The organism is Bradyrhizobium sp. McL0615 (assembly GCF_049993905.1).
Lineage (GTDB): Bacteria > Pseudomonadota > Alphaproteobacteria > Rhizobiales > Xanthobacteraceae > Bradyrhizobium.
Window position 1 is genome coordinate 530,261 of record NZ_CP188254.1, and the last position, 25,661, is coordinate 555,921.

26 protein-coding genes, 1 tRNA gene and 1 pseudogene are annotated in these 25,661 nt (G+C 62.1%); 13 read left to right on the forward strand and 15 right to left on the reverse strand.

Annotation, left to right across the window (positions count from 1 at the left end; all coding sequences use genetic code 11):
• The first annotated feature begins 108 nt into the window (after nucleotides 1-108).
• A tRNA-Ser gene (locus ACPPVP_RS02490) sits at nucleotides 109-198 on the forward strand.
• A gap of 559 nt (nucleotides 199-757) precedes the next feature.
• Here the strand turns inward: ACPPVP_RS02490 and ACPPVP_RS02495 are convergent.
• From ACPPVP_RS02495 to ACPPVP_RS02505, 3 genes are all read right to left on the reverse strand, one after another.
• Nucleotides 758-2,611, reverse strand: a complete 1,854-nt coding sequence (locus ACPPVP_RS02495) for an ankyrin repeat domain-containing protein (RefSeq protein ID WP_426530983.1) — start codon at nucleotides 2,609-2,611, stop codon at nucleotides 758-760.
• A gap of 391 nt (nucleotides 2,612-3,002) precedes the next feature.
• On the reverse strand, nucleotides 3,003-4,097 hold the full coding sequence (locus ACPPVP_RS02500) for an alpha/beta fold hydrolase (protein ID WP_426530985.1): 1,095 nt from the start codon (nucleotides 4,095-4,097) through the stop codon (nucleotides 3,003-3,005).
• A gap of 230 nt (nucleotides 4,098-4,327) precedes the next feature.
• Nucleotides 4,328-5,371 carry a serine hydrolase gene (locus ACPPVP_RS02505; RefSeq protein ID WP_426530987.1) on the reverse strand — a complete coding sequence of 348 codons (1,044 nt, stop codon included), beginning with the start codon at nucleotides 5,369-5,371 and terminating at the stop codon, nucleotides 4,328-4,330.
• A 246-nt stretch (nucleotides 5,372-5,617) separates the two neighbouring features.
• Between ACPPVP_RS02505 and ACPPVP_RS02510 the strand changes: the two genes are divergently transcribed.
• Nucleotides 5,618-6,460 carry a class I SAM-dependent methyltransferase gene (locus ACPPVP_RS02510; protein WP_426530989.1) on the forward strand — a complete coding sequence of 281 codons (843 nt, stop codon included), beginning with the start codon at nucleotides 5,618-5,620 and terminating at the stop codon, nucleotides 6,458-6,460.
• A gap of 219 nt (nucleotides 6,461-6,679) precedes the next feature.
• Here ACPPVP_RS02510 and ACPPVP_RS02515 read toward each other — a convergent pair whose 3' ends face one another.
• The 5 genes from ACPPVP_RS02515 to ACPPVP_RS02535 all read right to left on the reverse strand — a co-directional run bounded on the left by ACPPVP_RS02515 (nucleotide 6,680) and on the right by ACPPVP_RS02535 (nucleotide 11,529).
• Nucleotides 6,680-7,399, reverse strand: coding sequence for an ABC transporter ATP-binding protein (locus ACPPVP_RS02515; protein WP_426530991.1), 720 nt, complete (start codon nucleotides 7,397-7,399; stop codon nucleotides 6,680-6,682).
• Entirely contained in the window at nucleotides 7,396-8,634 is a 1,239-nt protein-coding gene (locus ACPPVP_RS02520) for an ABC transporter permease (protein WP_426530993.1), read from the reverse strand. The genes ACPPVP_RS02515 and ACPPVP_RS02520 overlap by 4 nt, the downstream gene beginning before the upstream one ends.
• Nucleotides 8,635-8,639: 5 nt before the next feature.
• A complete protein-coding gene (locus tag ACPPVP_RS02525) occupies nucleotides 8,640-9,845 on the reverse strand; it encodes an efflux RND transporter periplasmic adaptor subunit (RefSeq protein ID WP_426530995.1) in 1,206 nt (401 codons plus the stop codon).
• Nucleotides 9,846-9,861: 16 nt separating this feature from the next.
• Nucleotides 9,862-10,596 carry a tetratricopeptide repeat protein gene (locus ACPPVP_RS02530; protein ID WP_426530997.1) on the reverse strand — a complete coding sequence of 245 codons (735 nt, stop codon included), beginning with the start codon at nucleotides 10,594-10,596 and terminating at the stop codon, nucleotides 9,862-9,864.
• A gap of 669 nt (nucleotides 10,597-11,265) precedes the next feature.
• The gene (locus ACPPVP_RS02535) at nucleotides 11,266-11,529 is read right to left on the reverse strand and encodes a hypothetical protein (RefSeq protein WP_426530999.1); all 264 of its coding nucleotides are present in this window, start codon (nucleotides 11,527-11,529) and stop codon (nucleotides 11,266-11,268) included.
• Between the two features lie 213 nt (nucleotides 11,530-11,742).
• Between ACPPVP_RS02535 and ACPPVP_RS02540 the strand changes: the two genes are divergently transcribed.
• Nucleotides 11,743-12,747, forward strand: a complete 1,005-nt coding sequence (locus ACPPVP_RS02540) for a glycoside hydrolase family 3 N-terminal domain-containing protein (protein ID WP_426531001.1) — start codon at nucleotides 11,743-11,745, stop codon at nucleotides 12,745-12,747.
• Between the two features lie 102 nt (nucleotides 12,748-12,849).
• On the forward strand, nucleotides 12,850-13,056 hold the full coding sequence (locus tag ACPPVP_RS02545) for a hypothetical protein (protein WP_214488408.1): 207 nt from the start codon (nucleotides 12,850-12,852) through the stop codon (nucleotides 13,054-13,056).
• Nucleotides 13,057-13,089: 33 nt separating this feature from the next.
• Here ACPPVP_RS02545 and ACPPVP_RS02550 read toward each other — a convergent pair whose 3' ends face one another.
• Complete coding sequence (locus tag ACPPVP_RS02550) at nucleotides 13,090-13,500, reverse strand: hypothetical protein (RefSeq protein ID WP_426531003.1); 411 nt, start codon at nucleotides 13,498-13,500, stop codon at nucleotides 13,090-13,092.
• A 739-nt stretch (nucleotides 13,501-14,239) separates the two neighbouring features.
• On the opposite strand from ACPPVP_RS02550, the gene ACPPVP_RS02555 reads away from it, so the two are divergent.
• Nucleotides 14,240-14,812, forward strand: a complete 573-nt coding sequence (locus ACPPVP_RS02555) for a LuxR C-terminal-related transcriptional regulator (RefSeq protein WP_426538405.1) — start codon at nucleotides 14,240-14,242, stop codon at nucleotides 14,810-14,812.
• 226 nt (nucleotides 14,813-15,038) lie between these two features.
• Here ACPPVP_RS02555 and ACPPVP_RS02560 read toward each other — a convergent pair whose 3' ends face one another.
• The 3 genes from ACPPVP_RS02560 to ACPPVP_RS02570 form a co-directional block, all read right to left on the reverse strand.
• Nucleotides 15,039-15,284 (reverse strand): hypothetical protein, encoded by a 246-nt coding sequence (locus ACPPVP_RS02560; protein ID WP_426531005.1) that lies wholly within the window; start codon nucleotides 15,282-15,284, stop codon nucleotides 15,039-15,041.
• A gap of 215 nt (nucleotides 15,285-15,499) precedes the next feature.
• Nucleotides 15,500-15,892, reverse strand: a complete 393-nt coding sequence (locus ACPPVP_RS02565) for a response regulator (RefSeq protein ID WP_426531007.1) — start codon at nucleotides 15,890-15,892, stop codon at nucleotides 15,500-15,502.
• A gap of 286 nt (nucleotides 15,893-16,178) precedes the next feature.
• On the reverse strand, nucleotides 16,179-16,904 hold the full coding sequence (locus tag ACPPVP_RS02570; RefSeq protein ID WP_426531009.1) for a Crp/Fnr family transcriptional regulator: 726 nt from the start codon (nucleotides 16,902-16,904) through the stop codon (nucleotides 16,179-16,181).
• Nucleotides 16,905-17,767: 863 nt separating this feature from the next.
• Between ACPPVP_RS02570 and ACPPVP_RS02575 the strand changes: the two genes are divergently transcribed.
• From ACPPVP_RS02575 to ACPPVP_RS02605, 7 genes are all read left to right on the forward strand, one after another.
• Nucleotides 17,768-17,920 carry a hypothetical protein gene (locus ACPPVP_RS02575; protein ID WP_426531011.1) on the forward strand — a complete coding sequence of 51 codons (153 nt, stop codon included), beginning with the start codon at nucleotides 17,768-17,770 and terminating at the stop codon, nucleotides 17,918-17,920.
• A gap of 119 nt (nucleotides 17,921-18,039) precedes the next feature.
• A complete protein-coding gene (locus ACPPVP_RS02580) occupies nucleotides 18,040-18,450 on the forward strand; it encodes a response regulator (protein WP_426531013.1) in 411 nt (136 codons plus the stop codon).
• Between the two features lie 417 nt (nucleotides 18,451-18,867).
• The gene (locus ACPPVP_RS02585; protein ID WP_426531015.1) at nucleotides 18,868-21,642 is read left to right on the forward strand and encodes a hybrid sensor histidine kinase/response regulator; all 2,775 of its coding nucleotides are present in this window, start codon (nucleotides 18,868-18,870) and stop codon (nucleotides 21,640-21,642) included.
• A gap of 73 nt (nucleotides 21,643-21,715) precedes the next feature.
• Complete coding sequence (locus ACPPVP_RS02590) at nucleotides 21,716-22,189, forward strand: chemotaxis protein CheW (RefSeq protein WP_426531017.1); 474 nt, start codon at nucleotides 21,716-21,718, stop codon at nucleotides 22,187-22,189.
• A 39-nt stretch (nucleotides 22,190-22,228) separates the two neighbouring features.
• Nucleotides 22,229-22,618, forward strand: coding sequence for a response regulator (locus ACPPVP_RS02595; RefSeq protein ID WP_426531019.1), 390 nt, complete (start codon nucleotides 22,229-22,231; stop codon nucleotides 22,616-22,618).
• Nucleotides 22,619-22,649: 31 nt separating this feature from the next.
• Nucleotides 22,650-23,522 (forward strand): CheR family methyltransferase, encoded by an 873-nt coding sequence (locus tag ACPPVP_RS02600; RefSeq protein WP_426531021.1) that lies wholly within the window; start codon nucleotides 22,650-22,652, stop codon nucleotides 23,520-23,522.
• A gap of 3 nt (nucleotides 23,523-23,525) precedes the next feature.
• The gene (locus ACPPVP_RS02605) at nucleotides 23,526-23,849 is read left to right on the forward strand and encodes a PilZ domain-containing protein (RefSeq protein WP_426531023.1); all 324 of its coding nucleotides are present in this window, start codon (nucleotides 23,526-23,528) and stop codon (nucleotides 23,847-23,849) included.
• Nucleotides 23,850-23,883: 34 nt separating this feature from the next.
• Here the strand turns inward: ACPPVP_RS02605 and ACPPVP_RS02610 are convergent.
• The 3 genes and pseudogenes from ACPPVP_RS02610 to ACPPVP_RS02620 form a co-directional block, all read right to left on the reverse strand.
• A pseudogene (locus ACPPVP_RS02610) lies at nucleotides 23,884-24,188 on the reverse strand (EAL domain-containing protein); the annotation flags it as partial.
• A gap of 33 nt (nucleotides 24,189-24,221) precedes the next feature.
• A complete protein-coding gene (locus ACPPVP_RS02615; protein WP_426531025.1) occupies nucleotides 24,222-24,482 on the reverse strand; it encodes a PAS-domain containing protein in 261 nt (86 codons plus the stop codon).
• 33 nt (nucleotides 24,483-24,515) lie between these two features.
• Nucleotides 24,516-24,866: a hypothetical protein gene (locus ACPPVP_RS02620; protein ID WP_426531027.1), complete on the reverse strand. Its 351-nt coding sequence runs from the start codon at nucleotides 24,864-24,866 to the stop codon at nucleotides 24,516-24,518.
• Between the two features lie 142 nt (nucleotides 24,867-25,008).
• On the opposite strand from ACPPVP_RS02620, the gene ACPPVP_RS02625 reads away from it, so the two are divergent.
• A complete protein-coding gene (locus ACPPVP_RS02625; protein WP_426531029.1) occupies nucleotides 25,009-25,650 on the forward strand; it encodes a response regulator transcription factor in 642 nt (213 codons plus the stop codon).
• Nucleotides 25,651-25,661 lie beyond the last annotated feature (11 nt).

A 25,661-nucleotide genomic window follows, 5' to 3' on the forward strand; every position in this document is an offset into this window, starting at 1 on the left:
CTTCCCCAAGCGGGGGCGGATTTCTTGGCGCCCCGCCTTGCCCGGCCCGCCATCCTCGCCTAGAACTCGCCCCGACCGCGGGTCGAGGAATCACCCGTCATGGCGCCTGGAGAGGTGGCAGAGTGGTCGAATGCACCGCACTCGAAATGCGGCATAGGTGCAAGCCTATCGGGGGTTCGAATCCCTCCCTCTCCGCCATTTCAGAACAGAACTGCGAACGCCGCCGGTAGCCGATTTTACGCCGGAAATCGCAGAGAGCGTTCGGAGCAAATCGCTTTTCGATCCATGATGCGGACCTCGCGGTCGTCAACCTCGACCCTCTGAGCCAGGGCGCGCAGATGGTCGCGGCGATATCCCCCGCCCTCGATCCGCATCCGCTTACGGGCCGTGGCCGCGAACTTGCGTAGCGCCGGGCCGTATGATTCACCAAGTTCGGGAAGTCGGTTTCGCGTTCGATCTTCATTCAACAACGGACTTAAGACCGTCATGCCGACATGTCTCAAATGGGCCGATATTGTTGCAAAAGTCGAAAATCGAGCGACCCGGAAAATCTCGCGAAAGTTGATCTTTTGACTTCTGCGCAGCTTCGTCGCTTTTCAACGCCACTGCGGAGGTTCGTGATCGATTTTGGATGAAACGATATGGTCCCTCACGTTGCCGCGCATAAAGCGCATCAGCGGCTCTAAGAATTTTCGTTCGCCACCCCAAAAAGACTTTCGCAACAATATCGGCCAAAAGCGGGGCTGATCCGCATCGATTAGCTCGCGTCAGTGGTTTCGGAAGGCCGGCTTGACTGCAGGAACCTCACCACCGCGTCGTGACCTTTGCGTTCGGCAATCGTCAGCGCCGTGAAGCCTTCGGCGTCCTTGACGTCGAGGTTGGCGTTTGCCGCTACCAGCAACTGTACCACGTCCAGATGACCGTTCATCGCGGCCAGTGTCACCGCCGTTCTGCCGTACTGGATCCGGGCATCCACGTTGGCTCCGGCCTCAAGCAGGATTTTCACGACCTCGATATCGCCGTTGGCCGCGGCCCCGATCAGCGCCGAAGAGCCATCCGGGCCGCTGGCATTGACATCGGCGCCGGCGCTGATCAGGCGCTGCACCAGATCGCGAAAACCGTGGCCGGCGGCCGCGATCAGCGCGGTCTGGCCGCTCTCGGCGGCGGCGTGCACGTCGGCGCCGGCCGCGAGCAGGCGCCGCGCCGTTTCAGGCCCATTCCAGGACAGAGACAGGATCAATGCCGTAAACCCATAGTCGGTGCGCGCATTCACTTCGGCGCCGGCGTCGAGCAGGTCCTGGATGATGTCGGAAAGGCCATCGCGGGAGGCCTGGATCAGCGGCGTCCAACCCGAAGAAGCCTGCACATTCGGATCGGCGCCGGCAGCCAGCAGCAGCCGCGCCACCGCGACATGGCCGGACTGGTCGATCGCGCCTCCCCAGATGGTGGCCTGATCCATGGGCCGGCTGCAGGCCAATGACAGCGCCGTGCCGCTCTCCTTCGATTGTGCGTTGACGTCAGCACCGGCTTCGATCAGGGCGCGGACGATCTCCAAATGCAGGCCGCGCGTGGCCGCCATCAGCGCGGTATGGCTGCCAGCCGCCTTGAGGTTCACCTTGGTCTTGACCTTTCCCTTGGATCTCCCATTCAGCAAGTCGTTGACTATCTCGATCTGGCCCTCTTGCGCGGCAAGCAGCAAGGCGGTGGCGCGGTCGGTGGTGCGGCGCGCGTTGACATCGGCCCCGGCGGCCAGCAGCAACGCCAGGACAGCTCGCCGGCCTTTCGCGGCCGCGGCCATCAACGCTGTCGCACCATCGGTCAGCCAGTCCGGGCCGCCCGTCATCGGCGCATCGATGTTGGCCCCGGCGGCCAGCCCGGCCCGCACCGTCTCGATGTCGCCCTCCCGCGCCGCCAGCACGAACGCCTTGGTGTCGGTGATCGATACCACGTTCGGCTGCGGGCTTCCGCTCTCGCTGGCCAGGCGCCTCGCCAGCTCCAGCCTGGATGCGAAATAGGCTCCAAGCTCCGCCTCGTTCCAGGGCCCCTGGGCTATTCTTTTGATATTGGTCCAGCCATCCATGTAGTTGGTGGCCTGCAGACAAATCGACCGCCATCTGCGATCCAGATCACCCCCGTCGTCATCGACGCCGAAGCTGCCATAGCGCCGCTCCAGCGCGTCGGCGGACAGATGCTGCTCCGCCGCTGCCGCGATCACCTCCCTGATCGAATCCAACCGTGAGCGCTTGATGTCATAGCCGAGGCCGGCAAGATGCGCATGCACCGTCACAAGAAAGGCCGCATGATCATCGGCGCCGATCGCGGCCAGCGCCTCGATGGTCTGCTCCATCACCGCCTTCGACCAATTGATCTCGTGAAGGAAATCCTCCAGATCATCCATCGGCTCAGTGCGAAGCACGAGTTCGGTCGCGCGATGGACGTGCAGCAGCGGCTTCGGCACCTCATGCTCGGCAAAGCCGAACTGCGCGAGCCGCTCGGCGTAGACACTCACCTCCATGCAGTAACGGAAGCAGTCCTCGGGCGACCGGTCGCGACGACCCGCTTCGGTGAACGGCTCAGCCGAAACGAAAATGCTGTCTATGATTTCAGTCATCTGCGCCCCTACGGAACCGAGCGACGTTAGATCGCAACCATGAACGCCTCTAGCAACCATTGCGGGTCCCGCAAAAGTCCGCAATGGGTCATCCGCGTCGTTTTGGCATCCTCCTGTCAACTTTCGGCCTACCTCCAAGACCGGACATGAGCCCAATTGCGGGGAGTTTTCGCACCCGAGGGCTCAATGGGGACGAGCGCAGCGCTGGAAACGGCCCCGAGCTGGCGGAACACCTGGTGCGTCTTCCAGGTCTGGCGAGCTGTGGGCTCCGGTATCATAGAGCTACGGCGAAGCAGTGTTGCTCATCATCGTCGCTCGTGGTCCGCCATACCGCTCACACGAAGAAGACTCTTTGAATCCAAGCGTTCCGTAGAGCGCTGATAGCCTACGCCTAATCCGGCTTCTTCGCGCTATCGAGAAATGCACTCGTTTCCCTGTTGAGGAATTCCACATCCGCCGGAATCCCGCCGCCGGCCGCCGCATGGCCGGTAACGCTGCCCGGGCTGATCGTCATCACCCTGGCGCCGGCGATGTTCTTGCCTGCCTCGATCGGCTCGAATTCGGGATTGAGCAGATCCTTGGTGCCGGTGAGGATCAACGTCTTCGCCTTGATCGAGGCGAGCGCTTTGGCGGTGTCGCCGTTGAAGCCCGGTGTGGTGCCGACGTCGTGGCGCTCATAGGCCCAGGTCTGGTAGATCCAGTCGTTGGCGTCGAACGCCTTGATCATCGCGGTCTCCTGGCTTTCCAGCCAGGGCAGCACGTCCATGCCGTTCTTGAACTGCGCGGAATACATGTCCGGCGTGCAGGCTGACAGCAGCGAGAGAATGTCGCGCCACAGGCGGATGCCCTTTTCCGGCGGCGCTTCGTAATTGCCGTCCTTCCAGGCGGCGTCGTTCATGATCGCCTTGCGTGAGGCCTCCAGCACCGCGACCGTCCACGCCGGCGTCTTGGCCAGCGGCACCATCGCGACCAGCGCGTCCATGTAATCGGGATGGCTGACGCCCCATTGCAGCACCTGCATGCCGCCCATCGAGGGGCCGACCACGGCGACGACGTGATCGATGCCGAGTTTTTCCTTCATCAGGCGGTACTGCGATTGCACCATGTCGCGGATGGTGAATTTCGGGAATTGCATGCGCGGCTGCGCCTTCGAATTGCTCGGCGAGGTCGTGAGACCGTTCGCGATCGCGTCGGTACAGACGATGAAATGTTTGTCGGTGTCCAGCGCCTTGCCGGGGCCGATCAAGAAGTCGAGCCGGTGGTGATTGCCCGAGATCGCTGTCACCATCAGGATCGCGTTGGACTTCTTGTCATTGAGTTGGCCGTGGGTGACGTAGGAGATCGAAAAATCCCTGATCACCTCGCCGCTTTCGAGCTTGAGATCGCCTTCGCTGTAGGCCTGGTGCGGCGGCTGTTGCGGGGAATGCGCTGCGGCAGGCAGCGACAACAGCAGTCCGGCGGCGACGACGTATCCGATGCGATTCATTCGGTTTTCTCCCCTTGGGCTCACAAGATCTGCGCGGCTTCTGAACGGCCCGATGCGCTTGCACACAAAACCCTCTTGGGATCAGAATATTCCCTAGCTGCGAGTTTTGGACTGGCAAAGTTTGGGGAGCGCGCGCTTGTTGGTGTTTGGCAAGTCCGAGCGAGCAGCGCAAAGGCCCGCTGCTGACAAACGAGCCGGCCATCACGATCGACTCTACGCTGAATCTGAAGCTACTGTCGCGCCAACACCGGGAGAATGTGATAGCGGCCGATCTCATGGGGAAATTCGCCGCGGTTGGCCAGGAGAAGCAACCCGATCTTTCTTGCCGGCACCAATCCCATATAGGCCGACGCATTATTGAGGCCGCCCGGCTTGTCGACGATGGCGACGTCGCCGAGATCGACATTTTCCCAGGCCATCGCTTGTCCGAATTCCTGGTCGACATGGAATGCCTCGCGCTGGGTCATGCGCAAGGCCTCGCGCAATTGCGGATCGGCCACGTTGCCGCCGGTGCAGGCGGCCATCAAGGTGGCGAGGTCCCGTGCGGACGAGAACATTTGTCCGGTGCCCGGAAAGTCGAAATAGCTCTGCTGGTTTCCGGGAGGGCCAATCGGCGTGCCCTGGTCGGAATAACCCTGGACGGTTTTCTGTAATAGCTCCGGCGGCATGATCGCACGGTTATCCTGCCCGCGTTCCGGGATCAGCGTCGAATGCATGCCGAGGGGCGTCAGGATACGGCTTTCGACAAGTTGTCCGATCGGAACGCCATAGCGACGCTCGAGTGCGAGCTGGAGCAGGACGTAGCCCGCATGCGTATAGATGCGCTGCTTGCCGGGCTCCTCGCCGGCATGCGGCGTCCAGGCATTCAACATGTCGAGGAATTCGGCGAGCGAGTACGAGGCGTTTGGCCACGGCGGATGATCGGTCGGCAGCAAAAGGCCGGAAGTGTGCGTCACGAGCTGGCCAATGGTCACCCGGCCGATATAATCGCCGTGCAATTCGGTGACGTATTTGTTGACCGGATCGTCCAGCCTCAATTCGCCGCGGAGCACGCCGAGCGCGACCAGCGTTGCCTCGAACAGCTTTCGCACCGAAGCGACATTGAACAGCGTGTCCGGCGTGACGGGCCGCCTCTTGGCCTCATCAGCGAACCCGAAATTGAAGAACTGTATCCGGCCGGCGACGTAAGCGGCGGCGGCAACGCCGCCGGGATGGTCGGCCGTCGTCACCGCCGCAAGGTTGTCCGTTACGATTTCGCGTATGTGCGCGTCCATCTCGGGATCCGCAAGAATGGCCCGCGTCCCGCCGAGCATGAATAACAGCGAGAGGCACAGACCTGCGCTTGAGCGGCAAAGCCACAATCGCGTTGAACCCGCCGTCATACAAACCTGCATGCGAGATCGCCGGGCGCAGGCAAGCGAGCCCGCGATCTGAATGTAGCCGTTTGGAAGCCTGCGTGCGGCAACCTAAAAAGCCGCAGCGCGAGAGCCCAATCACTTCAAGCGGTGGCCTGAGCACGATTGGTTGATGAAGCCGGGCTCTCCGCCAAACGTGATCCGCTCGAGCTGGTCGCGTCCGGCGCCACGCCCCAGATTGGTGGCATGGGCCGTTTCGCAACAACCGCTGCGCTGTACGAGCAATTCCGTCCACCCTATTCGCCCGAGTTCTTTGGGGCTGTCGGGGAAAGGCTGAGGCTTGGCAAGCGGCATGCGCTGATCGATCTCGGGACGGGTCCGGGACTGCTCGCCCTCGGCTTTGCCCCGTATGTCGGACGGATCGTCGGCGTGGATCCGGAGCCGGCCATGCTTGAGGTCGCGGCACGGGCCGCCGCGCGCGCAGGACATGATCTTGCGCTGATAGAGAGTGCGGCCGAAGCATTGCCGCGCGACGTCGGCTCGTTTGACGTCGTTACCATCGGTCGTGCGCTGCACTGGATGGATCTCGATCTGATCGGCCCGCTGCTGCAGCGGCTGGTCGCTCCAGGCGGCGTCGTCCTGGTCTGCTCGGCGCGCTCCGCAACCGATGGCCGCAACAAATGGCTCGAGGCATATAACGAGGGGCGGCGCTATTGGTCCGGAACGGCCGACCGCACGAATTATCGCCCGGATCTCGCGACCGTTGTTGCCGATACACGATTTCGCATCGGGGAGACGATCGCGGTGGAAGGCAGTCACGAATTGAGCGCAAGCGATTTGGCTCACCGCGTGCTTACGCTCTCGGGCTCTTCACCCGCCGTACTCAGCAACAAAGTCGACGCCATGCTGCAGGATGTCGAGCAGCGCCTGTTGCCGTTCAGCCGTGCCGGATTGCTCAGGGAAGTTGTCATTGCGAATGCGGACGTTGCGATCGCGCCCGTACCCTAGTGGATCGGGCAAGCGGCGTTGCGGGCATCTCGTGCGCCGACATCCTTCAATCAACTTCCCGTAAGGCGGGGTGGCCTGAGGCCGGCGCCGGGCTCGATGGCGTCATCGGGTCGCCTCAGCGGCGGCAAGGCAAGCGGTCCGAGTGCTGCGAACCGGCCCCATCCTACTTTGCATGGGGTTGTTTTCGATATTTTGTGTCTGGGCCGGCAATCGGGGCTTCTAACTCACCGCCTCGCAAATCGCTTCGCCCCCGCCTTGTGCGGTAATCTCCGCGATCTTGCCGTCGACGATATGGATGCGGCGGTCGGCGCGGGCGGCCAGCGCGGGATCGTGGGTCACCACAATCACGGTCTGGCCCTGGTCCGCGATGTCGCGGAGAATCGCGAAGACCTGTTCCGTCGACTTTGTATCGAGCGCGCCGGTCGGCTCGTCGGCGACGATGATCTCGGGGCGGTTGGAAAGCGCACGCGCAATGGCGACGCGCTGGCGCTGGCCGCCGGAGAGCTGGTTGGGACGCTTGTTGGCGTGCTCGGCAAGTCCGAGCGAGCCGAGCAGGGCAACGCCGCGCTCGCGCATCTCTGCTTCAGACATCTTGCCCGCCGCCCGCATCGGCAGCAGCACGTTGTCGAGCGAGGTGAACTCCGGCAGCAGGAAGTGGAACTGGAACACAAAACCGCATTTGGTCAGGCGGACATCGGCCCGGTCCGATTCCGATAATTTCGAGGTCGGCTGACCGCAGATGATGACCTCGCCTTCGCTGGGCGCATCGAGCAGGCCCAGCAAATAAAGCAGCGACGATTTGCCCGATCCCGACGGCCCGGTGATGGCGACGAACTCGCCCTTGTTCACGGCCAGATCGATGCCGTCGACGAGGGTGTGTGTAATGGTCCCCTCGATGCGGCGAACCAGCTCCACCGCCTGCAATGCAACCTCGGTCATGACGCCCCCCTGATGATTTCAACTGGATGGACCCGCGTCGCCTTGCGCGCCGGGAAATAGGCCGCGCCTGCGCAGCACAGCAGCGATATGCCGCCGGCGATCAGATAGTGCATCAGCGAGTAATAGATCTGCAGGGGCACGGTCGTGCCCGTCAGCGGATTGAAGATCGTAATCTTCGACCAGCCGAAGCAGAGCAGGTAACCCAGGACCCACCCGAACAGGATGCCGACCACGCCGATCATGGCGGCTTCGATGATGAAAATCCGTCGCACCGCATACTCGCGCATGCCGAGCGATTTCATGATCGCGATGTCCTGGCGCTTCTCGTGCGTGATCGTCGAGATGATGTTGTAGGTGGCAAAGGAGGACGTCAGCAGCATCGCGCCCATCACGGTGAGCACGATGAAATCGCGCACGGAAAAGGTCGACAATAAGTCGGCATTGGCTTCCTGCCAGGACACCGACTTGTAACCTGTCTGCGCTTCGACCTGGGCCGCGACCTTTTGCGCCGACATCGGATCGGTCAACCGCAGCCGGAGCTGGTTGACGACGCCGCCTTGCCCCATCATGAGCTGCGCCGGCCCCATCAGCGAATAGATCTGGCTCTCATCGACGCGCTTCAAACCGGAGCGATAGAGCCCGGCCACCGTCGAATTCAGCTGGACGCCCTGGCCGCCGATCAGGAGAACGGTATTGCCGGTTTTCACGCCGAGTTTTTCGGCCAGCGCCTCGCCGATGATGATGCCGTTCGGCGTACGCTGGAGATCGTCGAGCTTGCCCTCGCGCATTTGCGCGGCGAGTTTCGAGACAAGAATCTCGCGGCGCGGGTCGATACCGGACAAGGTGATGCCGATACGCGCGCCGCCGTGATTGATGATCGCGGTGGTCCTCACCGAGGGCGCCACGTCGCCGGGTATCCAGGAGCGCAGCGAGCTCATCACGGATTCCGGATATTTGATGCCGGGACGTTTGCCGACATTGGCGATGTCGGGCATCTGGACCGCCGCATATTCCTGCTCGGCGGGCTGCGTCGGCACCGAGCGCCGCTCATCCTCGACCGTGATATGCGGCATGGTGTCGACGAGCTGGCGCAGGAAGTCGATCTGCGAACCCTGCATCAGGCCCGCCATCATGATGGTGAAGCCGACGCCCATGGACACGCCGGCCATACCCACCAGGGTCTGCCGCACCCGGGAGCTGACATGGGTCCATGCAATGCTGAAAATGAGTTTCACGGCGGCTACCGGCTGTTGCTGATGAAGTTGCGACGCGCGTCACTGACGACGGAATCGACGTGGGCGGTCATGGCTGCCGAAATCACCGCATCATCGGGATCCGAAGGCGCTGTGGTGACCGAAGCTACCACGGACGCTTCGGGTGTTGCGGCAGGCTGATCGGCCGGCTCACTCGCGACCGCTGGTTCCGCGGCCCTGGTCAGGCTGTTGTCGATGCGAATCCTGGCGCCGTCAGCGAGATCCCTGCGGGCGGGCGAAAGCACAGTGGTGCCCTTGGATATGTCGCCGATGATCTCGGTGTTGCGGCTGCCGCGGATGCCGATGGTCACGGGCACGCGCCTGATCTGGCCGTCATCGACCATCTGAACCGCATCGCCTGCGATGGCCTCTGCCGGCACGACGATGGCCGCCGGCTTCTCACGGAAAATGATGTTGGTCTCGACTGACATGCCAATCCGCAGCGGCGTGTCCTGTGGCAGCCGCAAATAGACGCGGAAGGTCTTGCGGGTCGGGTCGCCCTTGGGCGTGATCTGGGAGACCGTGGCGCGCAGCGCCCTTCCGGGAAAGGCTTCGCTTCGCAGAAAAGCCTTCTGGCCAGCCGCGATGCGGTTGATTTCCTCCTCATTGATTTCAGCAACGACCTGCATCGGCGCAGGCGGTCCGACCCAGAACAGGACATCGGTGGGACCGGCGATCTCGCCGACCTCGCTGTCGCGCCGCAGGACCATGCCGTCGAGCGGAGCTCTCAGAATCAGCGAGTCGAGCCGCACCTTCTGCGCGGCGATCCGCGACTTTGCTTCCTCGAGCTTGGTCCAGCGCTGCTCGTACTCGGTACGCGTGGCGTCGTTCTTGTCGCGATCCTTCTCGGCGCGCGCCAGATCGCGTTCGAGCTGGCCGCGATTGATGTCCATCTGCTCCAGTGCGCTGCGCTCCTCGGCGTCGTCCTGGCGGCCGAGGATCTGGCCGGACTTGACCACCTGTCCCTCGCATTTGCAAAGCTCGACCAACCGGCGGCGCTGCAGGGGCACCACCTTGGCCCAGCGCTCGGGCTCGACGGTGCCTGTTCCGTAAACGGCTTCGGAAACCGCCGCGAGACTCGCAAAGCTGGTGGTCACCAACGGTGGATGAAGCAAATTGGAATAGGCGTAATAGCCGGCCCCTGCGGTGGCGATGGCCAGAATTCCGGTTGCGACGAGATGCTGAAATTTCATGGTGCGTCCCCTTAAATCAGAAGCCAAATCGCTTGCGCAGGCCAGGCGGAACCTGGTCGAGCAGCTCGCGAGCATCATCTCGCTTCGCATTCTTCACTACGGGCGCCGACGTGGCCTTGGGAGATGCCGGCAATGCCGTGACGGTGGATGGCGCCGACTGCGCGACCGTAGGCGAAGCTGCGGGCGCCGGCACCGGCTGCACGACCACAGGGGCGGGTGGCGGCGCAGCCGCCACGGGCTGGTCCTGCTCCAGAGCTCTTTCGATACTCGCAGTCTTGCCCGCGCCAGCAACCCGCACGGCGCGCCAGGCTCTTGCGGCCACCACCGCGCGGCCGATCTCATCGCTCGTCATCTTTTTCATGAGCAGCGACATCAGTTGCCGCGCACCGTTGCGGTCCTCGTCGAGCTTGCTCGCCGAGGAGACGATGTAGGCCCAGCTATAGGCCTTCACATTGTCCTTCGCGACGCCGCGCCCGCTCGCGTAGAGGCCGGCAACGATCAAGCTGGCATGGGCGTGCCCCTGATCGGCCGCGCGTGAGAACCAGCGAAATGCCTCGGCGTCGCTACGCGTACGGCCGACGCCGGCGGAATGAAGCGCCCCAAGATAGAACTGGGCGTCGTCATCGCCGGCTTGCGCCGCCTGTTCGTAATAATTGGCCATCTTCTGATCGGACACGGAATCGGCAAGGGCAGGGCGGAGGTTGATCGGCGCGACGAGGCAGCAAGCAGCAACCACAACTGCCCGGGCCATGGCCGATGAAATCGCGTAACGAAATCCTGACCGCAGTGATCGGTGCGCGACAGGGTCGATCGATCGGAAATTTGAGATGCGCGACATGGTTTGTACGCTTTCGGTTTTGATCTTTCGTGCAGGAAAGGCGTTTGAGCCGCGCTGACGCGGGCGAAATCTCCCCCAGCACCTTTCGTGAATTGAACCCTAGCGCAGCTGCGCGCCGATAAATGTGCGGGCCATCACACATCTGGCTTGCCGCCGTCAGCACTCGGACTTTCTTTTGCCGGTACCGTTTGGCGCGCATCGAATGCGAATCCAGGGCAAATGCGTTCAACAACGTGGCGCTTGAGGCAAATATCGAAGCTTAAGCTCGCAATTGAACCCAGCGCTTTGAGCGCCCGCCGGATCCTGACTGGATCTCGCCACGATCGGACGGTGCCGCTGAGCTGGTACAGCGCAGAACCGGCAGACCGCTCCGGCGGCTGCAGATGCCTTGGCGCAGCAGGGGAAGCCTGTGGCCGACCTCAGGAAAGGGCAACCTCAACAGGCGTTGCGGTCCGGCAAGCCGATGAGCGTGCAACGCGATCGATTGCAGGGCCCGGCAGAAGACCGCGGTGATCGTCACATACGAAAAACTCGCCCGAGCCTCCCGGCCCGGACGAGCTTTTTCTTCTCTTGGTCTCGAAATCAATAATAGCGGTTGCAGACATTCACCGGGCCGTAGGGGCTCCATTTCCAGCAGCTGTTATAAGCGAAGAAATGGCGATGATGGTGGTGATGACCACCCCCAAAAGGGCCGGGGCCAAAATGGCCGCCGCCGATCCCGTGGTGGCCGTGGCCGCCATGCCCGCCGTGACCTCCCGCGAAAGCCTGGCCCGGGACGGCCAGGGAAGCGGTGGTCAGCGCCAGAGCAGCAATCGCGGCGGTAGTGATCATCTTGATCTTTGTCATGGACGTCTCCTGGGTTGGGCAGAGCGGGGGTCGCTCTGCGATGATCCACCCCTAGAGGCGCGGGCTGCGATGCGATGTGACGGAGGTCACTCAATTGGCAGGTCACTCGATTGGTATGACCGGGCGAGTGAGATATCTTGCGCAGCCGGGGCGCGATGATGGGCTGAACCGGGCCTGCCCGGGCTCAAGGCGCCATGCTTCAAGGCCATTAATATGCCCATCGGCGAACTCTTCATCCTCGGCTTCTTCGGCAAGGCCGTCCCGGTGTGGCTGAAGCAATTCGCCGCCCGCTACGGCCTCGGCGGCGTGATCCTGTTCGACTATTCCTGCCGCACGCAACAATACGACAACAACATCGAATCGCCCGAACAGGTGCAGCGTCTTTGCGGGGAGATTGCCGCGTTGCCGTCAGGCCCGATGGTGTTCATCGATCAGGAGGGCGGCCTGGTGCGGCGGCTGAAGGAAAGCCGCGGCTTTGCGCCGCTGCCGAGCGCAAAGGAATTCAACCATCTCGCGCCGGATCGCAAGCGCGCTATCCTCGACGCGAGCTTTGCCGAGATGCGGCGGCTCGGCATCCACTATGATTTCGCGCCGGTGATCGACGTCGATTACAATCCTGAAAACCCCAATATCGGCAGGATCAAGCGGTCCTATTCCGCCGACATCGCCGAGGTGGAAGCCAATGCGCTGCTGGCAAGCGAGGTGGCGCGGGCACACCGCATCGGGCTGTGCCTGAAACATTTTCCTGGCATCGGCGGCGCGGCGGTGGATTCGCATCAGGAATTTATGGACATCTCCGATGGGCTTCGGGATGAACAGGAAGCGCTGTTCTATTCGCTCGCGCCAAGGATGTTCGGCGATGCGGTGCTGGTCAGCCATGCCATCGTCAGCCAATGGGACAAGGACCGTCCCATGACGCTGTCCGCGGCGGGGCTTGGCCGTTTGCGCAAGCGCCTCCCGGACACGCTGCTGATCACCGACGACATGCAGATGCAGGGATTGCAGAAGGCCCTGGGCACCAGGGAGGCCAGCCTGCAATCGCTCAAAGCCGGCATGGACATGCTCTGCATCGGCAACAACCTGTTCGATCAAGAGCAGGAAATGGCGGCGATTGCCGAATACGTCGAACAGAGCCTGCGCGACATGACCTTGTCCGGTCCAGCCATAGAGAAATCGATCGCGCGGGTGGCCAAGCGAAAGGCGCTGTTGACGGCCTGACCGGTGGAACCCGTAATCGTCCCGGGTCAAATCCGCCAAACGATTAGTTGCCTTGCGAGGCCGTTGAGTCTACAAGCCTTTTTTCCAATGGAAAGTCCGGCGATGGCCCACAACTTCGCGATCAATGACGACGTTCACCACCAGCAGCAGGGCCCGCAGGGCCGCGCCACGGCGAAGGAACGCAGCATCTACACCATCGTGACCTGCCTGCCGATCGAGGCCGACGGCCGCCCGCGCTATCGTATCAAGAGCAAGACTGAGAACATCGAGCGCGTCGTGACCGAGGAACAGATATCCAGGCTCGGCTGATCCCTTCGCGCATCGGAACGGTTCAGCGCTGCCCTACTGCGCCTGTGCCTTCTCGTGCGCCGCGATGCCGATCGCCTTGTAATCATAGGTCGGATAGAACTCGGTGCGGTAGCTGCCCCAGGCGGTGTTCTCGAAGATGCGGTTGATTTCGCGCAACCGCGACGCCGGCAGCCGCAGCGTCACCACCTGGCCTACTCCCATCATCACATACCAGCTCACGACCTCGACGCCTTCAGGCGGGAATGCCTTGTAATATCCCTGGCGCTGGAGTTGTGCGTTGAGCTCGCTCAGCGGTCGCGACTGGTCGTGCTTCAGGAATACAGTCAGCATCACGGCATTGTCGGCCGTCGGCGCCGCGTTCTCTGCGGGTGCCGGTGCCGGTGTGGTTTGTGCCGCCGCGCCCGAACTGAACGCCAGGACGCCGGCCAGCACGGCCATTCTCATCCATGATCCCCTTGCCTGCGACATCGCGGTCTCCTTTTTGGATTCGTTGCGGGATGATTGGGGCCCTGATCATTGCGGGGCTACCGGGGCCTGTAAATCGGAATCGGCGAAAATCGGCGGCGTCGCCCGCCTGCGTTTTCGTGGCCGGTTGTGAGGCAAATCATACGCACGTGAGGGAGCTTGCGTTAATCTGCAGTGAAGCGCGGCCGCCCTAGCTCAGCAAGGATCGAACCGATGAACGCGCGGCGCATGGCCTATTGGTGGTTCAGGTTTGTCGTCTCGGGACGGTTTTTCGAAAAATTCCTCAGGCTGCGTCGCCCCTGATCCGTCGCGATGGCCCGATCCTGGTCTCATCCCTTCAGACCGACGACCTCGCACTCCGCTCGATGCCAAGACACGCGGAATGTCGGGTCCGAGCCCAGGCGTGGACTCGCGTGCCGAATGGCTCGGGAAACCGGAAAGAGAAATCGGTTGAAGTCCATTAACAAAGTAAATGCAGATACCGTACTAATGCGGGGGTAACGGGCTACGGTATTTACCTTTCGGCCCTCCATTTCGATCGAAAACAGCTGAATTCCAGTAAATATCGCCCAGTTTTGGCCGGCTGACGATGTGGTTTGATCGACTTCTCCGTATTCTTACTGGCCGAGAAATTAACCATGAAAGAGGGTGCAACCGATAAAATAGTTATATGTCAGGACAAGACCATCGCGCCGCTGATTCGCACTTCACGAAGTGGATGGAAAGCATCACACCTCTCGAGGAGAATCCTGAGATCGTCCAGCTGTCCGCCGCGCGTTCGCGTGTTGCGGAAGAGGCGAGCGCTACGATCGCCCGGCAGTTGAACGGACCCCTGACGGCGTTGCTGCTCTATATGAATGAGATCAAGCAGCACAGCCACCAGTTCTCGCAGGCGCCCGGCAACCGGCTGTACCTGCAGCAGGTGGTGGAGAATGCGCTTCAGCAAACCGAGCGCGTCTGCGCCCTGGTGAAGCAGATGTCGGACTGTCATCCGGCGCCGGCCTCCGATGCCGGCGGCAAGCAGACAAGCGAGGCCCAGGCCCGCCGCTCCGCGGATGGCGTCCGCAGGTCGGGCCAAATGTTCGCCCTGGAGAACGGTCAGAAGCCGCTGACCAAGCGTGAGCGTGAGGTACTGAGCCTGATCAGCGAAGGCTGCTCCAACAAGCAGGGCGCCTTGCGGATGAGTATCAGCCCAAGGACATTCGAAAGCCATCGAGCCGAGGCCATGCGCAAGCTTGGCGCCCGCAACACCGCGGATCTGGTTCGCAAGGCGCTGCTGCAGCCGGCCTGACTTTCTTTTCCCGAATATGATGCCTGCGATGCGCCGCTAAGCGCGCAGCTCAAACCTGTCGATGTGCCGGAAGCGGGGCAGGCCGGACGTTTCGGGCGAAGCATGCCCCCGGACTTGATCCGTGGACGGAGACCACATCGCGTCGAGAACGCGCCGAATCGAGAATCCGGAGCTCCGTTTCGATTTCATCGAAACCGAGAAAGTTCCAAATCGCGCGTTGTGTCGTTCAGCGCAAATCTTCTACGAAGGAGCGCACTCGTGTCGCGGGCCGCAACGCGAGCGTCGGCTTGGGCTCTTCCGGGATGATCGTGATGGTCCACGCCGCGGGAACACTCGACTTGTTTTCCACGATCGATCGAACGTAGCCGGTGACCGGCGATCCGGCGGAACGCACGGTTGCGGTCCTGCCATTGAACTGGGCGATACGGAAACGCCGCACTTCCTTTTGATCGCTCGATTCAAACGTAAACATGAGGGGACTCCGTTGGTCCCCGCAACTATCGTCAGTCAACGTTATCCGGAAGTGAAAATCTCTAACCGTAGTAGTACGGCTAACCGCGCGTTTGCGGTGCGAGCCGGCTCTCGAAAAGATATCGTGTGAGGAGTGCCAACTCGCCGATGGTTGCGGCGGCAGCGACGGCGGGCGTGCAGCGTGGCCCAGAGGCGGCGATGCGCTCCCGGCGGGTGTCAGCCGGCTGCGTCGGGAAACACCGCTTCCATCTTGGTCTTCAATGTTGCGGCATTGAACGGCTTGACGATGTAATTGTTGACGCCCGCCTTCTTGGCGGCAATGACGTTTTCGGTCTTGGATTCCGCCGTGATCATAATGAAGGGCGTCTTGGAGAATTCCGGGCTGGCGCGGACTTCCTTGAGCAGGTCGTAGCCTGTCATCGGCTCCATGTTCCAGTCGGAGATCACGAGGCCGTACCGCTTGGTCTGCATCTTGGCGAGCGCGGCCGATCCGTCGCTGGCCTCGTCGACATTCTCGAATCCGATCTGCTTCAGGAGGTTGCGGATGATGCGGATCATGGTGCTGTAGTCATCGACCACCAGGATCGGCATCGACAAGTCAAAAGCCATGTCCTTAACTCCGCGCAAACAGCAAGCCGCCGAACACAGGTGAATGCGGGTTGCACGCGAAAAGAATCTCGATTGTCTTTTCTCGAACCCGCACCCGTCGGCACCGTGACAACTATCAGGGCTCATTGAACAGCGCGTTAACTCGGGGCCGGCGGAAACGCCGGAAAGGCCGCGACTGGTCGTAATAATACGGTAAGATTCCCGCGGATTTCGCAATCCTCGCGCGCAACGACGGCGCGATGCGTATCAGAGATCGGGATGCGCCCGCCGTCGATGGCGGAAGCCGTCATGCGGCGGCGCAGGTGATGCGCGGATGCAGCAGCCTCGTGTATTGCGACTTGACCGTCGCGTAGCACTCGCAGGAGGTCTTGATCAGGCCGTCCACGTTGGTGATTTCGATATGTCCGCGGCTATAGTGGATGAAGTTTGCCTGCTGCAGCGTGTTGGCGACCAGCGAAACGCTGTTGCGACGCGCGCCGATCATCTGGGCCATCGCTTCCTGCGTCAGAATGAGCTTGTCGCTGCCGGAGAGGTCGCGCGTATGCAACAGGCATCGCGCCAGCCGGGACTCCACCGTGTGCGAGGCGTTGCAGCCAGCGGTCTGCTGGATCTGCGCATAGACCGCGAGGCCGTGCCGCGCCAGCGCGGCACGCAAGGTGGCGCTCTGGTCTGCGGCATTTCGAAGCTGATCGAGATCGATCGTCGAGGCGGCGCCGGGCACCAGCACCACGGCGGTATTCAGCGCAGCTGCGTCGCCGAGCGCGGAGAACGCACCGAAAATGCTGTCGCGGCCGATCATCGCGATCTGGACATGTTCGCCGCGCGCGAGCTTGACGACCAGCGAGATGACGCCTTTGTGCGGGAGGTACGCGCGCTTGAGCGCTTCGTCGACTTCGACCAGCACCATGTCCTGGCTGAGATCGGCGGTACGCAGATGTGGACGAATCAGTTCGAAGTCGTCCGCAGTCAGCGAGGACAAAAATCCATTCGGAGAACGAGGGGCTGAATCCAAAGCAGTCTCCTGCCTTACGGGCCAAGCCGGTCTCTGGCGTCTACTGCGTGCAATCCGAAATGCAGGATGATCCTTGCATGTTTTATTGGCAAGCAGAAATGGCAAATAGACGCACGCGGTCGGCGCCGCGCCGGACTTGCCGAGACGCAAGCGTCCTTGGGGCAGGTGCCCGTAAGGGTGGCAGCTATTCGCCGATCAGTTGCGCAAGGACGTTGCGGGCCGGCGGCGGTGCCGTGCTGTCAGACAAATCCCGCGCGCAGCCACAAGCGATAGGCGCGGCTCGACGGGGTGCGATGCGCGGCGCGACGCAGATTGCGAGGCCTGCATTGATAGCGTCTGCTTATACCGTGTCATTTGTTTTTGAAATGCGCTGTGTCGCATGGCGGCTCGAAAATCCGCGCCGGCGAAGGTCGTGCCGGCGCGACGTGGGCCGCGTTGGTCCGCACCGGTCCGTCGTCGAGCGCCGCCGAAGCTGGTGTGAGATGTTGGCAAGTGATGCGAACTCCGCCGCGGCAAGCTCCAACACAAGGCCTCCAAACATAAACTGCTGCAACACAAGACCTGCAACAATTGATGGGGAGGGCGCGATTCCGTTCGCATCGAAGACGGGGCTTGAACGGCCGCGTCATCCATGGCGACGAGTGGCGTGCCATCTTAGGTATAAATTCACCCGCGTAGTGGCGTCAGATTGTGGAACGCGCCTTATACACTGTGGAGGGCTGACAGCCCGGTGATTTGCGACGGAAATGCGGTAGTGTGCTGATTCGCAAGGTAAAAACCGCCGCGCGTTTGAGTGAAAGGCCGTCCTTTCTTTGGCAGGGACCCGCCGACACATCGCATCCGAAGCCGCAAGGGAGGAGGTCATGCGTCGCATCTTGGAGGTCGACGACCGCCAGCACACCCGCCTTGCCATCGGCATATGGCTCAAGCAATGCGGATTCAGGGAGAGAGAGGGCAAATACGGGCTGAGCTGCCAGGGAGAGGCCATGCGGCATTCGCTGCTTTCGTCGCCCTGAGGAGGCGGCGGAAATCACCGGCACCTCCCGTCAAGCCAGAAAAGCCAGACAGCCCCATGATGATTGCGACGGATGAATGATTGGACTGAAAGTACGTTATCTGCTTCCGGGGGGCTGACATGACACGCGTTCTAATCGTCGATGACGATCCCATGGTCTGCGCGGCCATCGAGATCTATCTTGAGCGTCACGGCTTTGACGTGACGATAGCCGATGGCGGCGAAGCCGGGCTTCGTGCGCTGGAAGATGCCGGCTTCGACTTGATGCTCGTCGACATATTCATGCCGCACATGCGCGGCTTCGAATCGATCAGGATATTCCACGAGCGTGCGCCGACCGTTCCGCTGGTTGCGATGTCGGGATACGCGTTTGCCAACCTCGACGCGCCGGCGCCGGACTTCCTGCGCATGGCGCTCGAACTCGGCGCCGCGCGCTGTCTGCGCAAGCCGTTCACGCCGGGAGCGCTGCTGACGGTCGTTAACGAATGTCTTGCCGAAGCCCGCTTCAGCGGCGTCGTCAAGTCAGGCTAGCTATTCGCCTGATCTCGCGCCAGGCGCGTGGCTTTAGCAAATCCCCTCGAAACAAATGGGTTCGAGTAAACGTCCGCGCGGGCGGCTGACGGCGTGCAGTCATCAGTGCCTCTCGCGATTGATCGGCGATGCCGCATCAGCTGTCGGAAGGCCTGTAATGAAACCGTGGCCTGCGTCGGTAAGATTCTGTTTACCGTATCGAGTTTGACCGCGTGCCCCTGCCGCTTGCCGGCGAGGCATTTACATATCGTCGATCGCATCTCGATAACGTCGTTGCATCGCCGTCACGAGCGGCTGATGACCACATTATTCACCATATCCGTATTAGCACGGAGGATGAAATTAACGTGGCCGTGAAATCCCGATGGTTACTCTGCAGCAGGCCGATATCTGATTTTTTTTGGAAGGCATATTCATATGGACGACCTGTTGCGGGAGTTCCTGACGGAGACCAGCGAGAGCCTGGATACGGTCGACAATCAGTTGGTGCGATTCGAGCAGGACCCGAGCGACGCGAAGATTCTGGATAACATCTTCCGCCTGGTCCACACCATCAAGGGCACCTGCGGCTTCCTGGGGCTGCCGCGGCTGGAAGCGCTGGCGCACGCCGGCGAGACGCTGATGGGCAAATTTCGCGACGGCATGACGGTCAAGGCCGAAGCCGTGACGCTGATCCTGTCGAGCATCGACCGCATTAAAGAGATTTTGGCCGGCCTCGAAGCCACCGAGACCGAGCCCGAGGGCACCGACGAAGACCTGATCGAGCAGTTGCATGCGATGGCCGAAGGCGCCAAGCATGCGGCGGCAGAAGCGCCCGCTGCACCCGCGCCCGCGCCCGTCGTGGCCGCACCGCCGGTGCAGCCCGCGATCACCCCGGAAGTTGCCAAGGGTACGCTGGTGGACCAGGTGCTGGAACGCCCGCTGCGTCCCGGCGAAGTTTCACTCGACGACCTCGAGCGCGCCTTCCGCGAGACCGAGACCGAAGCCGCGCCCAAACCCGCGCCGGCCCCCGTCGCCAAGCAGCCGGCACCCGCGCCCGAAGCTGCTCCTGCGCCGAGCGCCGCCAAGGAAGCCGTCAAGGAAGCCAAGGCAAAGCCGGCCAAGAAGGCCGCCGTCGCCGGTGAGCCCGACGTCCAGGAAGCCGACAAGATCGCCAACCAGTCGATCCGCGTCAACGTCGACACGCTCGAACATCTGATGACCATGGTCTCCGAGCTGGTGTTGACCCGCAACCAGCTTCTGGAAATCTCCCGCCGCAACGAGGACACCGAGTTCAAGGTGCCGCTGCAGCGGCTCTCCAACGTCACCGCCGAACTGCAGGAAGGCGTCATGAAGACGCGGATGCAGCCGATCGGCAACGCCTGGCAGAAGCTGCCCCGCATCGTCCGCGATCTCTCCGGCGAACTCGGCAAGCAGATCGAACTCGAGATGCACGGCGCCGACACCGAACTCGATCGCCAGGTGCTCGACCTGATCAAGGATCCGTTGACGCACATGGTGCGCAACTCCGCCGACCACGGCCTGGAGACCCCGGCCGAGCGGCTCGCCTCAGGCAAGGGCGAGCAGGGCACCATTCGCCTCTCCGCCTATCACGAGGGCGGCCACATCATCATCTGCATCGCCGACAATGGCCGCGGGCTCAACACCGAGCGGATCAAGGCCAAGGCAGTCCAGAACGGTCTCGTCAGCGAGGCCGAACTGGAGAAGATGACGGAAGCCCAGATCCACAAGTTCATCTTCGCGCCGGGCTTCTCCACCGCGGCTGCCGTCACCTCGGTCTCCGGCCGCGGCGTCGGCATGGACGTGGTGCGCACCAATATCGACCAGATCGGCGGCACCATCGACATCAAGTCGGTGGCCGGCGAGGGGTCTTCCGTCACCATCAAGATCCCGCTGACGCTCGCCATCGTCTCGGCCCTGATCGTGGAAGCCGCTGGCGACCGCTTTGCGATCCCGCAGCTCTCGGTCGTGGAACTGGTTCGCGCCCGCGCCAACTCCGAACACCGCATCGAGCGCATCAAGGACACCGCGGTTCTTCGCCTGCGCAACAAGCTGTTGCCGCTGATGCACCTGAAGAAGCTCCTGAAGATCGACGACGGCTCCTCAAGCGACCCCGAGAACGGTTTTATCGTGGTGACGCAGGTCGGCAGCCAGACTTTTGGCATCGTGGTCGACGGCGTGTTCCACACCGAAGAAATCGTGGTCAAGCCGATGTCCACCAAGCTGCGGCACATCGACATGTTCTCCGGCAACACCATTCTGGGCGATGGCGCCGTGATCATGATCATCGACCCCAACGGCATTGCCAAGGCGCTCGGCGCCTCCGGCTCCTCGTCCCATGAGCTGGCCGACGAGGCCTCCGCAGCGCATGCGATCGGCGGCGAACAGCTCACCTCGCTGCTGGTGTTCCGCGCCGGCTCCTCGCAGCCCAAGGCGGTGCCGCTCGGCCTCGTCACCCGGCTGGAGGAGATCGCCACCGACAAGATCGAACTCTCAAACGGCCGCTACATGGTGCAGTACCGCGACCAGCTGATGCCGCTGGTGCAGATGGCCGAGGTCACGGTCCAGACCCAAGGCTCGCAGCCGATCCTGGTGTTCGCCGACGACGGCCGCTCGATGGGCCTTGTGGTCGACGAGATCATCGACATCGTCGAGGAGCGGTTGCACATCGAGGTCGCCGGCCAGAAGGACGGCATTCTCGGTTCCGCCGTGATCAAGGGCCAGGCCACCGAAGTGATCGACGTCGGCCACTTCCTGCCGATGGCGTTTGCCGATTGGTTCTCGCGCAAGGAGATGCGGGAGTCATCGACGGCACGATCGGTGCTGCTGGTCGACGACTCCGCGTTCTTCCGCAACATGCTGGCGCCGGTCTTGAAGGCCGCCGGCTACAAGGTGCGGGTCGCGGTCAACGCGCAGGAGGGCCTCGCCGCGCTGCGCTCGAGCCACACCTTTGACGTGGTGCTGACCGACATCGAAATGCCTGACATGAACGGCTTCGAGTTCGCCGAAACCATCCGTGCCGACCACAATCTGAGCACGATGCCGATCATCGGTTTGTCCTCGCTGGTGTCGCCGGCGGCGATCGAGCGCGGGCGGCAGGCCGGCTTCCACGATTACGTCGCCAAGTTCGACCGTCCCGGCCTGATCGCGGCGCTGAAGGAACAGTCCGCCGAGACCAGGAAAGCGGCATGAACAAGTTCAGCCCGGCATAAACGCGTTTAGCCCGGCGTAAGCGCGCTCAGCCGGGGCACAAGGAAACAAGATCATGACAACCAAGACCGAGACCATCGAGGGCACCGTGGCCGAATACGTTACCGCCTTGATCGGCGGACAATTGTTCGGCCTGCCGATCTCGCGGGTGCAGGACGTGTTCATGCCGGAGCGGCTGACGCGGGTGCCGTTGTCGTCGGCCGAGATCGCCGGCGTGCTCAATCTGCGCGGCCGCATCGTCACCGTGGTCAACATGCGCGCCCGTCTCGGCCTGCCCAACAACGACGACGGCAAGCCGCCGATGGCGGTTGGCGTCGATCTGCGCGGCGAATCCTACGGCCTGCTGATCGACCAGATCGGCGAAGTCTTGAAACTCCAGGATAACGGCCGCGAGGAAAACCCCGTCAATCTCGATCCCCGCATGGCCAAGCTCGCCGGCGGTGTTCACCGCCTCGACGGCCAGCTCATGGTCGTCCTCGACATCGATCGTGTTCTCGAAATCGTGCCGAAAACAACCCTCGCAGCGTAGCCCCGTGGGCATCCGCCGCTCGCAAGTAGGATAGTGGATATGAAAACGTGTCTCATTGTTGAGGACTCCAGCATTGTTCGTAAAATGGCTCGCCGCATCCTGGAAGGGCTCGGTTTTGAAGTCGTCGAAGCCGAAGACGGTGTGGATGCCTTGGTCGTTTGCAAGCGCGCGATGCCTGAGGCGATTTTGCTCGACTGGAACATGCCGGTGATGGACGGCTACCACTTCATGTGTCATCTGCGCCGCATGCCTGGCGGCGATGAGCCCAAGATTGTGTTTTGCACGACCGAAAATGGCATCGATCATATCGAGCGCGCACTCGACGGCGGTGCCAACGAATACATCATGAAGCCGTTCGACAAGGACATCATTGCGGCGAAGTTCCAGGAAGTAGGCCTGATCGAGCTCCCGGAACCGAGTCTGGTTTGAAATTCTTCTGCTTACCATCGAGAGGCCACCCGTGACCCCGCCAGACTATGAGTATCTGCGTAAGCTCCTGAAGGATCATTCCGGTCTCGACCTGTCCGCAGACAAGCAGTATCTGATCGAAAGCCGCCTGCTTCCGCTGGCGCGCAAATGCGGCGTGCCGGGCATCGGCGAACTCGTGCAGAAGATGAAGGGCGGATCGTCATCGATCATCGCCCAGGTGGTCGAAGCCATGACCACCAACGAAACCTTCTTCTTCCGCGACAAGGTGCCGTTCGAACACTTCCGCGACACGATCATGCCGGAAGCGTTGAAGGCGCGCGCCAACCGAAAGAGCATCAGGATCTGGTGCGCCGCCGGCTCGACCGGCCAGGAGCCGTATTCGCTTGCCATGTCGCTGAAGGAAATGGGCGCGGCGCTGGCGGGATGGCGCGTCGAAATCATCGCGACCGACCTGTCCACGGAAGTGCTCGAAAAATCGAAATCCGGCGTCTATAGCCAGTTCGAGGTCCAGCGTGGCCTTCCGATTCAGCTGCTCGTCAAATATTTCAAGCAGAACGGCGAGCTCTGGCAGATCAGCCCGGAACTGCGCGCGATGGTTCAGCACCGGCAACTCAACCTGCTGCACGATTTCTCGCAGCTTGGCACCTTCGACGTCATCTTCTGCCGCAACGTGCTGATCTATTTCGATCAGGAAACCAAGATCAATATCTTTGGACGTCTCGCCAAGGTGATGGAAGGCGATGGCTTCCTGGTGCTGGGTGCGGCGGAAACGGTCGTCGGCCTGACGGATGTCTTCAAGCCGTTCCCGGACAAGCGCGGTCTCTATCGGCCGAGCGGCGGGCGCGCCGCGTCTCCGCTGGGTGCGGGGTCGATGCCAAAAATAGCGGCGATGGCGGGACGGTGAACGATGTCAGAAGACGGCAAAGGCGCAGAGCGGGTTACGTTCAGCCGGGGCTATGACGTCTGCCTGATGGCGATCGACGGGACGTGGCGCAGGGACTGTCAGCTCAACTCGATCTCGGACACCGACGCCACGCTGACGGTGGAAGGCTCCATTCAAGGCCTCAATCTCAAGGAGTTCTTCCTGCTGCTGTCGTCGACCGGCCTTGCCTATCGCCGCTGCGAACTCGTTCGCGTCAACGGCACGGAAATGGACATCCGCTTCCTGAGAGGCAAGCACGCCAAGAAGCGTCCGGGCGCCTCGTCAAAGGCCGAAGAGGCGATGCACTAAGGCCCGCAGGGCCGCATACCCGGCGCTGGCCGGTTCAACGGACGCCGGCAAATTTCTCGCGCGCGCCGGCAAGACCCGCCACCAGATGCTGGTAATGCGCAATCGGCTCCGGCCGGCCGATCAGATAGCCCTGAATCTGACACGCTTCACGCGTCTCCTGCAGGTAGGACAGCGATGAATAGCCGGTGCCGAAATCGTCCGTCGCGATGCGCACGCCGAGACCCTTGATCCGGCGCAGGATGGCAAGCGCCGTTCGAAATCCTCGAACAGCACACCCTCGGTGATTTCGACTTCAAGACGTTGCGGATCGAGGCCGGTTTCGACGAGCGTCGCAAGGATCGTCGCTGCCGCGCAAATCGACCGGCGACGGGTTTACCACCCGACGCGCAGGCAGTCGGGCGCCAGTCTGTGCATTTTGACGTAGCGATCGTTCCACGGCAGCAGGCGATTGTCGGGACCGAACATGCAAAGGCCGTGGCTCATACTATTGAGCGCTGCGTCCAGTTTCTCCATCGTCGTGGCGGCATTCGGGCTCGGCGGCGCGCCCGTGGCATGCCGGAGGCCACGCAGCGATCGCAGCTGACGGTTGACCGCGCGAGAAAATCCGGGGAGAAATTTGCGGCGGAGGAGCATCGTACGCTCCAGCGGATCAGCGCCGCGTCGGCCTTACGCCCCGGTGACCGGAAGCGCGGGCAGGCTTGCGGCACAGGGATCGCTATCGCTGGAATCGAGCAGGGAGCGCAGCGCGATGCCAAGATTGACATCGCAGGCTTGCGGAGCCGCATCGGCCTTCATGTAGCGTGGAGATATGTCGTCGAGCACGATGATGTTGGTGGAACTCTCGGGGCTGCCGGGCGTCATTTCCGGTGAAGTTTCCCTCGCGATCGTCTGTTCGATCAGCCGCAGGCTCTTCTGAACGTGCTCGACCAGGCTCACGAGGTCTGAAATCACGGCGCGGTAGGTGGCATTCTGGTCGTGGGCCGCCAGTGCGACGCCGTTGCCTGCTGCATTCTGCATAGGTGCACTCCTGAGTTATTTTTTTAGGGGCGCGTTGCTACTTGTGCGTTAAGCTGTGGTCCCGTACAAATACGGTCCGGTATGGAGTTCGATACCGTTATCCGAGTGTGCGTCGCATTCAACCACGCATGGACGATGGAACATGACTGAGAAAGCCCCCTCCCGCGGGGAGATCTTTGTAGTCGATGACGACCCTGCCGTTCGCGACACGCTTTCGATGGTCTTGTCGGCAGGCGGCTATCAGGTCATCTGTTTCGCCGACGGCGCAGCTTTGCTGGCGATTGCACGAACGCGGACGCCAGCCTGCATCCTGCTCGACGTGCATATCCCCGGTAAGTCTGGTCTCGATATCCTGAGAGAGCTTCATGGCGAGGACTATCCCGCGCCGATCTTCATGATCTCGGGGCAGGGCGATATCGCCATGGCGGTCAGCGCCATCAAGAACGGCGCGCTGGACTTCATCGAAAAGCCGTTTCGCGGCAGTGAAATTGTGGCGAGACTCGATGAGGCGATCGAGGCGTACGCGCGTCGGCAGGCGCAAAACGCGCCGTCGCGCATTGCGACCCTGCATTTTCCGGGGCGCGAACCGCTCACGCGGCGCGAACGCGAGGTGCTGGAGCAGTTCACCGCCGGTGCGTCCAACAAGGAAGCGGGGCGGCATCTCGGGATCAGTCCGCGCACGATCGAGGATCACCGCGCCAATATCATGAAGAAGCTCGGCGCGCGGAATGCCGCTGACCTGGTCCGAATCGTGATGACCACGCAGCGTCAGGGACAAGCCTGACGAGAGTCTGG

Coding starts and splice junctions, on each gene's coding strand:
- ACPPVP_RS02495 (WP_426530983.1), bottom strand. CDS start 2,611: ATGACTGAAATCATAGACAGCATTTTCGTTTCGGCTGAGCCGTTCACC.
- ACPPVP_RS02500 (WP_426530985.1), bottom strand. CDS start 4,097: ATGAATCGCATCGGATACGTCGTCGCCGCCGGACTGCTGTTGTCGCTG.
- ACPPVP_RS02505 (WP_426530987.1), bottom strand. CDS start 5,371: ATGGACGCGCACATACGCGAAATCGTAACGGACAACCTTGCGGCGGTG.
- ACPPVP_RS02515 (WP_426530991.1), bottom strand. CDS start 7,399: ATGACCGAGGTTGCATTGCAGGCGGTGGAGCTGGTTCGCCGCATCGAG.
- ACPPVP_RS02525 (WP_426530995.1), bottom strand. CDS start 9,845: ATGAAATTTCAGCATCTCGTCGCAACCGGAATTCTGGCCATCGCCACC.
- ACPPVP_RS02530 (WP_426530997.1), bottom strand. CDS start 10,596: ATGGCCCGGGCAGTTGTGGTTGCTGCTTGCTGCCTCGTCGCGCCGATC.
- ACPPVP_RS02535 (WP_426530999.1), bottom strand. CDS start 11,529: ATGACAAAGATCAAGATGATCACTACCGCCGCGATTGCTGCTCTGGCG.
- ACPPVP_RS02540 (WP_426531001.1), top strand. CDS start 11,743: ATGCCCATCGGCGAACTCTTCATCCTCGGCTTCTTCGGCAAGGCCGTC.
- ACPPVP_RS02545 (WP_214488408.1), top strand. CDS start 12,850: ATGGCCCACAACTTCGCGATCAATGACGACGTTCACCACCAGCAGCAG.
- ACPPVP_RS02550 (WP_426531003.1), bottom strand. CDS start 13,500: ATGAGAATGGCCGTGCTGGCCGGCGTCCTGGCGTTCAGTTCGGGCGCG.
- ACPPVP_RS02555 (WP_426538405.1), top strand. CDS start 14,240: ATGGAAAGCATCACACCTCTCGAGGAGAATCCTGAGATCGTCCAGCTG.
- ACPPVP_RS02560 (WP_426531005.1), bottom strand. CDS start 15,284: ATGTTTACGTTTGAATCGAGCGATCAAAAGGAAGTGCGGCGTTTCCGT.
- ACPPVP_RS02565 (WP_426531007.1), bottom strand. CDS start 15,892: ATGGCTTTTGACTTGTCGATGCCGATCCTGGTGGTCGATGACTACAGC.
- ACPPVP_RS02575 (WP_426531011.1), top strand. CDS start 17,768: ATGCGTCGCATCTTGGAGGTCGACGACCGCCAGCACACCCGCCTTGCC.
- ACPPVP_RS02580 (WP_426531013.1), top strand. CDS start 18,040: ATGACACGCGTTCTAATCGTCGATGACGATCCCATGGTCTGCGCGGCC.
- ACPPVP_RS02585 (WP_426531015.1), top strand. CDS start 18,868: ATGGACGACCTGTTGCGGGAGTTCCTGACGGAGACCAGCGAGAGCCTG.
- ACPPVP_RS02590 (WP_426531017.1), top strand. CDS start 21,716: ATGACAACCAAGACCGAGACCATCGAGGGCACCGTGGCCGAATACGTT.
- ACPPVP_RS02595 (WP_426531019.1), top strand. CDS start 22,229: ATGAAAACGTGTCTCATTGTTGAGGACTCCAGCATTGTTCGTAAAATG.
- ACPPVP_RS02605 (WP_426531023.1), top strand. CDS start 23,526: ATGTCAGAAGACGGCAAAGGCGCAGAGCGGGTTACGTTCAGCCGGGGC.
- ACPPVP_RS02615 (WP_426531025.1), bottom strand. CDS start 24,482: ATGCTCCTCCGCCGCAAATTTCTCCCCGGATTTTCTCGCGCGGTCAAC.
- ACPPVP_RS02620 (WP_426531027.1), bottom strand. CDS start 24,866: ATGCAGAATGCAGCAGGCAACGGCGTCGCACTGGCGGCCCACGACCAG.
- ACPPVP_RS02625 (WP_426531029.1), top strand. CDS start 25,009: ATGACTGAGAAAGCCCCCTCCCGCGGGGAGATCTTTGTAGTCGATGAC.